The sequence below is a fragment of the Vibrio sp. 10N.247.311.47 genome (assembly GCF_041467535.1).
Classification (GTDB): domain Bacteria; phylum Pseudomonadota; class Gammaproteobacteria; order Enterobacterales; family Vibrionaceae; genus Vibrio; species Vibrio crassostreae_C.
In genome coordinates, this window is sequence record NZ_JBFSUR010000066.1 from 1 (window position 1) to 8,366 (window position 8,366).

At 39.9% G+C, this 8,366-nt stretch carries 10 protein-coding genes and 1 pseudogene; 4 read left to right on the top strand and 7 right to left on the bottom strand.

What is annotated here, in order from left to right; genetic code table 11:
* Positions 1-455: 455 nt before the first annotated feature.
* On the bottom strand, positions 456-773 hold the full coding sequence (locus AB6E51_RS23655; RefSeq protein ID WP_016788347.1) for a hypothetical protein: 318 nt from the start codon (positions 771-773) through the stop codon (positions 456-458).
* Between the two features lie 157 nt (positions 774-930).
* A complete protein-coding gene (locus AB6E51_RS23660) occupies positions 931-1,365 on the bottom strand; it encodes a hypothetical protein (RefSeq protein WP_016788348.1) in 435 nt (144 codons plus the stop codon).
* 342 nt (positions 1,366-1,707) lie between these two features.
* On the opposite strand from AB6E51_RS23660, the gene AB6E51_RS23665 reads away from it, so the two are divergent.
* Positions 1,708-1,848 (top strand): zinc ribbon-containing protein, encoded by a 141-nt coding sequence (locus tag AB6E51_RS23665; protein WP_022570822.1) that lies wholly within the window; start codon positions 1,708-1,710, stop codon positions 1,846-1,848.
* A 182-nt stretch (positions 1,849-2,030) separates the two neighbouring features.
* Here AB6E51_RS23665 and AB6E51_RS23670 read toward each other — a convergent pair whose 3' ends face one another.
* On the bottom strand, positions 2,031-2,381 hold the full coding sequence (locus AB6E51_RS23670) for a hypothetical protein (RefSeq protein WP_016788350.1): 351 nt from the start codon (positions 2,379-2,381) through the stop codon (positions 2,031-2,033).
* Positions 2,382-2,614: 233 nt separating this feature from the next.
* Here AB6E51_RS23670 and AB6E51_RS23675 point away from each other — a divergent pair, with 233 nt between their 5' ends.
* Positions 2,615-4,372, top strand: a complete 1,758-nt coding sequence (locus AB6E51_RS23675) for a hypothetical protein (protein WP_048613855.1) — start codon at positions 2,615-2,617, stop codon at positions 4,370-4,372.
* Positions 4,373-4,587: 215 nt separating this feature from the next.
* Here AB6E51_RS23675 and AB6E51_RS23680 read toward each other — a convergent pair whose 3' ends face one another.
* Positions 4,588-5,022, bottom strand: coding sequence for a hypothetical protein (locus tag AB6E51_RS23680; protein ID WP_102278093.1), 435 nt, complete (start codon positions 5,020-5,022; stop codon positions 4,588-4,590).
* 260 nt (positions 5,023-5,282) lie between these two features.
* On the bottom strand, positions 5,283-5,567 hold the full coding sequence (locus tag AB6E51_RS23685) for a hypothetical protein (protein WP_102278092.1): 285 nt from the start codon (positions 5,565-5,567) through the stop codon (positions 5,283-5,285).
* A 414-nt stretch (positions 5,568-5,981) separates the two neighbouring features.
* Between AB6E51_RS23685 and AB6E51_RS23690 the strand changes: the two genes are divergently transcribed.
* Together AB6E51_RS23690 and AB6E51_RS23695 are read left to right on the top strand one after the other, a co-directional pair.
* Complete coding sequence (locus tag AB6E51_RS23690) at positions 5,982-6,920, top strand: hypothetical protein (protein ID WP_102278091.1); 939 nt, start codon at positions 5,982-5,984, stop codon at positions 6,918-6,920.
* Positions 6,904-7,332, top strand: a complete 429-nt coding sequence (locus AB6E51_RS23695; RefSeq protein WP_102278090.1) for a hypothetical protein — start codon at positions 6,904-6,906, stop codon at positions 7,330-7,332. Before AB6E51_RS23690 ends, AB6E51_RS23695 begins: the two co-directional genes overlap by 17 nt.
* A 341-nt stretch (positions 7,333-7,673) precedes the next feature.
* Here the strand turns inward: AB6E51_RS23695 and tnpB are convergent, their stop codons facing one another.
* Together tnpB and tnpA are read right to left on the bottom strand one after the other, a co-directional pair.
* The gene (tnpB, locus tag AB6E51_RS23700) at positions 7,674-7,943 is read right to left on the bottom strand and encodes an IS66 family insertion sequence element accessory protein TnpB (protein ID WP_372050062.1); all 270 of its coding nucleotides are present in this window, start codon (positions 7,941-7,943) and stop codon (positions 7,674-7,676) included.
* Positions 7,940-8,250, bottom strand: a pseudogene (gene tnpA / locus AB6E51_RS23705) (IS66 family insertion sequence element accessory protein TnpA). The gene tnpB and the pseudogene tnpA overlap by 4 nt, the downstream one beginning before the upstream one ends.
* Positions 8,251-8,366 lie beyond the last annotated feature (116 nt).

The following is an 8,366-nucleotide window of genomic DNA, read 5'->3' on the forward strand; positions in this document are numbered from 1 at the left end:
AATCAGGGAGTTACGATAAAACTATCTTGCCACACCCCATCTTGCGCTTGACCATTTTTTTTATGATATTCGTCGTGTAATGACAAGCAAAAACGATAAAAAACTATTGATAATAAAGACATTTCCAATAATAAAAATCACTCTTCTTTATACGTGACATGCCAGCTTTCGCAATAAGATCAGGAGGGGAGAGCAAGGAAGCATAACCACAACATTACTTGGTGGTCATAAAATTTAGAGCATTTAATCTAAACAATTTCTGCCCCATTATCAGTTTCGGACAAAAGGTTGTCATTCGTAAACAACCTGAATTTACCCAAATATAGCTTATGTGGTGACAACAAGACTCATATCGTAAAGTGATTTTTATGTTGGTAAGCTCGCTTCGGGACATAGGAGCGAGTTAGATTCATGAGTTGTGAACTGCAACGTTACTTTAAGCTACTTCGAACGTTTCAACTTTTGTTCTTTCTGCGTTTGTTTGAGTCAGTTCCCCATGACTGCCAATGCTGCTTACCAATAGCTTGTGCACTATATCCTCGGGTAACCTTTAGACCTAAGGCTGTATTAATTGCCCAAAGCTGGTAATCAGTTGAACCATTGTTCTTAGAAGACATCATCATTCGAGTAAAAGATTGCTTTGCCGCAACCAGTTTTTTGTTAGCGTGCTCCTCTGGAGAGTCGAAAGAACTTAATACACTGCCGCGCCATGCATCTATTATGTGGTGCTTTTCAATAGCTTCGTAAAGTGGGGCTAAATCTATATTCTTCATAGTTTTTTTTTACTCAGCGAATGACTTCGTCTTATACATCAACATGATGCATTGTGTGTTTTAACTTTGAAAACAATATGTCGCTTAATAAGGCATCTAAACTTTCTGGATCGTAAATTCGCCAAAACTGGAAAGTTGCTCTACTTTCTCAGTATCGTTAAAATGCGGTTTTATAAACTTGAAAGCCTGAGCTTTCGTCGTAGCCAATGCGGTAATTTGCAGCTTTTCCGTTGGTTAGGTTCGCCTCAACTTCAGTTAGACCAACCCCTAATGCGCATAAATTGCCTTCTGGCTGCGCTCCTAGTATGTATATGTCTGGCTTTAAGAACATTTCAAATTTTTCTTTAGGACTTAATTTAACTATTGGCTTTCCATCCAAATAAACTGTGAAGTCACAAGCAGATCCTCTAAACCCGCTATCCCGCTTTACGACTGTTTTTACTGCATTAAGGAAGTCCTGTCTAATGCTCATAGGTGCCAATATCTTTGATTCTTCAACGGGAATTGACTCAGCGTTAGTCAGTGGTTGACTAACACAGCCAGATAAAAGGCTAATAGATATTACAGATAATATGAATGCTCTTTTCTTCATTGGTCATCCTTTACAGTGTAAGACAAGGTGTTGTTTGAAATCCTTTCTCAGTTCCAGTCTTTCGTTTTTTCGAGTTGTCAGAGGTTTCTTGGTAACCCGTATCTGACATAGAGTTCACACTAATGATGTATTTGGTTGCACTAACATACTCTTTTTTTGGAGAGAAATATGACTTTTTTACCAAAAAATCAATTTGTTAGGAGGCAAAAGCTACTTAGTGCTGCAAACGTTTAAAAAACGAACTCAGTCACATTTTATGTATGTGCTTAGTTGTATATTTACTTTAGTTCGGGTCTAGAGCCTGAGCTACACTGCGAAGTCTAATTAAATATATGGAGAGCAATGATGGCGACAACAGGAGAAAAACCGGGTAAAGGTAGTTATACCTGTAAGAAATGCGGTCAACAAGTCGACTTAGATGATCATGATGATACTTTACCACCATGCCCTAAGTGTGCTCACACTGAGTATTACAAAGGATAACGTCTTATTAATTGAAAGCCTGTCTCAATCAGTAACGTATAATAATGTTTGACTCTGATTGGGACAGAGTGTCTTAGTCTGCGTATTTCGGTGCTTGCGAGCACCTGTTTCTAGCACTCAGGGACTGAAGCAAGTTAGCGGAGGAGTCTTTATCACACCTTAGTGACAAGAATTGGACAATGTTACTTGATATAACCCATTAAACACTCACCTGCTTTATATTCTGAATAATGCGTGGCCATTTGTTGTTTTTCTTCTTTTCCTTGAACAATTGGGTATTCAAATACGTCCCCAATAATAATTTTACCTCTGGTGTACTCATCAACACTTTTTGTGGCTCCTTTTAGGGTTTCTTCCATCGTGTTGTATTCCATTCCCATTTGTCGAAAAGTCATGAAATACTGTGCTGTTTTACCGACTTCACGACAGTTGTCTGCGATTGATTTTCCATCGTTTATCGCATCCTGAGAAAAAGACGGGTGACTAAAGGTTATCAAGAATACAACCAAGCTCCGCATGAGAATTTTGTCCATATAGCCAATACCTTATTAATGATTGTTCATTATGCCAGATGATGAAAGAGCCGCTGGTGAATATGGTATTGCAGTACCACGTTTGGGGACAAAAGTGCCTTAGCAAAATCACACTTTCCATTGAATTTGCATTTATTTAAGCCATGCAAAGTACGCTTTTTCGAAAATAAGGAAGAAGAGCTAAGGGGGGTAGTATAAAATCTCCTGAAGATATCAAGAGAGCTAGTAACAGCATGGATAATTTTCAAAACCTTATTGATTACAGCACCGTCGATGACCTGAAGTTTCGTATCAAGTCATTACCCTTTTCTTGTGCTATCCCCAGTCGCAAAGCAGAAGTTGCAAGTGTACTCTTTAATGCATTGATGAACCCAGACAATCTACAGCTAATTTGGAACCACCTCTCAGAGGTTCAGAAGCTTGCTTTGCAAGAGGCCGTTCACAATCAAGCAGGTTATATGGACGGTTTCGTATTCTGGTCAAAATATCAAAAAGAACCACCTAGTACAGAAGACTGGTCGTTGTATCGAAGTCGAGATAAAGATAACGGTGACAAAGCTTTATCTCCGTTCTTTTATCCTGACCGCCGTTACGGATCTTCACGCAGAATACCTAATGACCTATTAGCTTTTTTGAAACCTCATGTTCCATTGCCACCACATTTCTCTGTGCCAACGGCAATTGTCGATGGTGACGAGATTGAAACGTCAGAAACCCCACAATACACGGAAGCGGAGCTTAACGTTCTTCTTAACACTATTAAGGTTAAGAAGTTAAAAGTCAGTCCGAAAACTGGGCTGCCTTCTAAAACATTGCTCAACCAACTGTGCAACCAACTCAATGAACCGTATCAAAAGGTAACATCACTTGATGACGAATCAGCGAAAAGTATAAAGGCTTTTGGTTGGATTCAAATTCTAAGAGCTGCTCTATGGTTCAAAGAGACAAAGGGCGAATTGCAAATCAACCTAAAAAAAGCCGCTCTTCAACAACGACATTGTGACGTCATTAAACAGCTTTTCTTGGACTGGAAAGATCGAAGCAAATTTGACGAGTTCTCACGTATCAATCAGATTAAAGGGCAAAAAGGAAAAGGTCAGAAATATTTTACCAATGTTCTGAGCCGCAGGGATGCTTGTATAGAAACATTGCGATCTTGCCCACCTGAAGAATGGGTCTCTTTTGATGACTATCTGAGATTAATGGCGGTTGAGGGGCAATTCTTTAATATTACGTTTGAACCCTATAGCTTGTATATTGGTGATTCCACGTATGGCCGCATTCATGACGGTACCTTTCTTACTAATGCTTACTCTCGCTGTTTAATTATGGAGTATTTCGCGACTCTAGGGATCGTCGACATAGCTTACGTAACGCCGGAGGGCGCTCAAGATAATTACTATGACCGTTGGGGGCAATATGACCTAGATTATTTGTCCATTTATGATGGTTTAAAATATATCAGGCTTACAAAGCTCGGAGCCTATGTGCTTGGAGTGGTTGATACCTACATCGATGTATCCGAATCAACGAAAACATCGATCGCATTATTGCCGAAGTATCGTGTTCAGTTTATGCAGCCACCCACTACAAGTGAGCGAGTATTTCTTACTAATTATGCGGATGAAGCTACCGACCAAGTCTGGCAGCTATGCACAAGCAAGATACTCTCACACCTCGAAAATGGTGGTGACTTAGAAGAAATACAATCTTTCCTATCTGAAAGAGATGAACAACCATATTTCCCGACTCAAATTGAGCACCTCTTCAAAACGTTAGAGAGCAATAAGAATGCAGTACGATTAGAGGGGCGTTTTTTACTTTTGAAATGCGATACCGAGTCGATAGCAAAGAACATAGCGTCAGCACCTAAATTACAGAAATTGTGCCAACGCGTAGGAAAAGACCAGTTAATTATCCCAGAGGGCAAAGAATCGTTGTTTAGACAATTAGTTCATGAACTTGCCTATGCTATGCCCATACAGTCATAGTTTTCAATGTAAGGGCAAAGTTTTTTGCCCTGTAAGCGATCATTTTAGAGGTGAATTACTCAATTTCATTCACACCTGATGTTGAAGAACTAGCAGTGGTTTTCTTTTTTCGTTGAAATAGTGTTGGTTCGTCCGCGGTCTTTCGCTACGGGACAAAAGCGACTCAAGCTTTTGTCCTTGAGCAGTTAGATATTGGGCCTACTTTCTCAGTGCTGCTAAAATGCGGTTTTATAAACTTGAAAGCCTGAGCCTTCATCATAACCGATGCGGTAATTTGCAGCTTTGCCGTTGGTTAGGTTAGCCTCAACTTCAGTCATACCAACCCCTAAAGCGCATAAGTTGTCTTCTGGCTGCGCTCCCAGTATGTAAATGTCCGGCTTTAAGAACATTTCAAATTTCTCTTTAGGGGCTAGTTTAACAATTGGTTCTCCATTCAAATAAATCGTGAAATCACAAGCAGAGCCTCTAAATCCGCTATCCCGCTTTACGACAGTTTTTACTGCATCAGGGAAGTCCTGTCTAATGCTCATAGGTGCCAATATCTTTGATTCTGCAACCGGAATTGACTCAGCGTTACTAAGTGGTTGACTCACGCAGCCAGATAAAAGGCTAAGAAATATTGCAGATAATATGAATGCTCTTTTCTTCATTAGTCATCCTTTAGAGAATATAGCAAGGAGTTGCTTGAAATCTTCTATCAACTCCAGTCTCGAATTTTTGAGTTCATCGTAGGATATTTTTGGGATCCAACATAGTGACATAGTGTTCACTCGCACAGCATGTTCGGTTGTACAAATATGCTCTCTTTTGAGAGATATCTGACGTTTTGGGACAAAAGAGCCTTGGTTCGACGAAGTCACGCAGTGTGCCCCCCCTCTCCGTTTGGAGGATAAATTGGTATGACAGATTTTTATTCTATTCTTATTACACGCATCAAACCGTTTTCTTTTCTTAGTATCAATGTGCCGTGACTGATCGTTTTAGCTTCAACGGTGCGTCCTTCTGGAATATATGAGAAGACATCTTGTATCTCTTGGTAGATCAGAAAACATCCGTTTAAAGCCTCTTTGTCTAGAGTATTATAGTTACATAGTACGGTAGACAGACCATCAATAGTGTGCTGTTTTTCTGTGGGCAGTTTATATTCTCCAAGAATAACATCGATGATTTGCCCACACTTGCTAAGAAATGACATTCAAATAACTCCTTGAATTTATGTAACTCTGGTAGAAACGTTGAACTTGAAAAGAATTTTACTTTGATAGGTTAAACTATCTTCCTCACGTTTCCGAATTAAATGTTAGCGAATACCCAGCCTTAAGTTTTTTGTTCAAAGGTATGGTAATACTTCGGGACAAAAGCCCCTTAGTGTTACTTCTCTAAAACATTATCGTTAAATAAAATACTCTACAAAATCTGGGGCGTACATTTTACCCTACTAAAATTATCCGATTGAATGCTACTCAAAGCGATTAAAACCTTCACTATGAGTGTTTAGCCTGTCAAAGTGACCTTTTGGTTGGTGAAGTTGTCAGAATATCTTGTTAGCAATGATAAGCCATTGAAAATATTGTTATCATCTTTTTATTTGTCAGCAAATAAGACTTCCATGAGATATGAATCAGCCCCAGTAATTCCAGAAGAAAGACTAGAAACCACAAGAGAGCGAGCAGTACGCCAACGCTTAGATCGTAGGGCTGAATTAACGCCTTCAGCAAGCGATGAGAAACGATGGAAGGAAAACCGTGAAAGGGTTCTTAGAGATAGACAAGAAGCGGGATTAGGGTCAATCTCTCAAGGATTGAAAACTCCTCAAGTCCTGAACGATTCTATAGGACTACAGTGTTCCCTTGAAGATGAAATGGCGAAGAACCATCAACATGTGTTGATCACCGATTTAGAGGATGCTCATAAAATATTGCATAACGTTTGGTTGGATTCTGGTAAAGATGTTGCAGCCCTTTCTACGAGTATTAATACAGCGAAGTCATGGTTTAACCACACAGAGCCGATGTTTGATGCTGCGTCTATTGCTAAGCAATTTGGGGACATGAACATTAAGGCAGATCTTGTCGAGAGCAAAGGCAAAACCTTTGTGGCGTTTAATGGGACAGATCAGAATGGGAAAGTGCTCAAACATGCGTTTGTTAATGGCACGCGTATTAATATGAATGGGAAGAAGTACCCTCTCAATTCATTTAAATCGATGCAAGCAGGCTTTAGTCCTCAATCAAGGGCTACAAACTTTAAGGGGGCAGGAGTTTTAACGTTTGTGGTGTCGGCTAGTATAGCGACTAGCGATTTAGCTTTTAAAGATGATTATCACTTAGTGGATTGGTTTGGTAATGTTGGCGCAGATATGTTTAAGGCTCTGATTCAGTTTGGGATTGGTGAGGCCGCTTTGTTTGCAGCAGCGACTCTGACTGGCTCGCTATTAATAGCAGGGGTTGTTTGTGCGTTAGCTTATCTAGCCATTGAATTTATGTGGGGAAAATATGATATTTCAAATTCAATTGTAACGGAGCTTGAAAATGCAGTCCAAAACTAGAGTTAGATTAGCTGTAATTTTTATGTGGGTGCTTGGGCTTGGTGCTTGGTGTTTGATATCTTATGATGTGCTTCAAAGCTACTTGGATCTGTTGAATCATGAGCGCGTTGTTACGTTTTCTCCAATAGCATTATGGCTTCCTATTGGTTGCTTTGGGTTGGTTCTCTATTTGATTTTTATGACACCAAAGGCGTTTTATTACGGGAAAACAATCGTCCAACTAGAGTCAAAGCAAACTAGAGCCAAGTGGGACAAGATAATACTGTTATTTACTCTTGTTGGTGTGGCGTTTGCATCCGGGTGGACGTACCATACTTTTGATTTAATTGATAAGTATGGCTACATGTATAGTGAAGAACTCAATAGAAATGCAGGTACAAGTATTTACCGAAAATGGGTAAGATCAATGTGACAGGTTTAGAAAATCCCATCGAAACCGAACGTTAGGATTACGGAAAAACGACTATAAATAGAGCCTATTTAGACTTGAATTCTTTAGTACGAACCTAAACTAATCTTTTTGCTAGTGTGACTTTACTCATCGTACTAGCTCTTTACAACTTTGCCATACATGTAGTTATTCATGAGTCGCTAATGTTCGATTTTCCGAAGTTCAATTTTGTCAAAAGCCTTCTTACGAAAGTAGGTTTCTGGTTCAGAACGGGACAAAAGTGAGTCAGTGAATTTGCTAATTTAGCATTTAACGGATTATTTGGGGTCTTGCAAAAACTCTAACGTAGTGTCCAATTTCATTCATCTACTACAAACCTCGTTTTTCTCTTTTGATGGCCACTTGTACTTGGCTTTTTCAAGGCGTTTATACCAGAGGGCGAAGCCCGTTTCATCCCAATACAACACTTTAATTTTGTCGCGTTGTTTGTTGGTGAACAAGTACAGAGCGCCACTTCCTAAAGGTAGGTCGGTGTCATTTTCGATAATCGCTGCAAGGCCGTTGATGGACTTTCTAAAATCGACGCTTTCACAATACAAGTAAATCTCTGGAGCGCTGAGCATGCGTTTCATGATAATGCACCGATAAGCTCTGCGAGATAGGCCGCTGGCGTGCCTTGAGGAATACTCAGCTCAACATTATTGACGAGAAGAGTCATGTTAGCGGTGGCTATTTGAGCTTGGTATTTCGTTGTCTTTTCGACGACCTCCGCTCGCACAAAGCCTTGGGATACATCCGCTTTTTGGAGTTGCTGGCGCTAGCATAAAACGTTGAGGGATTGAGTTCATTGAGCTTACAAAATGCGAGCGTTGACAATGAACTCGATTCAGATTGCTCGATAAGCGTTTGCCATTCTTGATTAGTGTGTCGTTTTCCCATTTCAAGTCTCCTCATGGTTGGAGACTTGATCTTATTATTCGTGTTAGGCGATTAGAATGCGGTGTTCATGGCACGTTTACATTACTTTAGTGTCGTTACGAGACTTGATATCAGAG